Below are 291 nucleotides of genomic sequence, written 5' to 3' on the forward strand. Positions count from 1 at the left end.
TTCCTGCCGCCTTGAATTCAGACAACCACTTGGGGTAGTTGATTTTGCGGTCGTCTCGCATTGGCATGACGACTGCCGCGAAGTCGGGCAAAAATCCGCAAGACACGAAAATCGACTTGTTTTCATCAGATTGGCGCAGGGTGATTCCTTCAAAATCGTTTCCTGTCGCGATCTTCAGGGTTTTGTGAACCATCTTCATATACATGGCGTTGAACATGCCCATTGGGCCAACTTGGCATTCGTCAGGAAAAACAGTCTTCCAGTCTGGGTACTTGCCTTCAACCTCCCATT

General features: G+C 48.8%; 1 protein-coding gene. It reads right to left on the reverse strand.

What is annotated here, in order from left to right; translation table 11 throughout:
* The coding region (locus tag C5P05_RS03210) for a hypothetical protein (RefSeq protein ID WP_157979201.1) at positions 1-291 on the reverse strand (291 nt) is incomplete at both ends.

The sequence above is a fragment of the Rhodoferax ferrireducens genome, from assembly GCF_003347515.1.
Taxonomy (GTDB): Bacteria; Pseudomonadota; Gammaproteobacteria; order Burkholderiales; family Burkholderiaceae_C; genus Rhodoferax.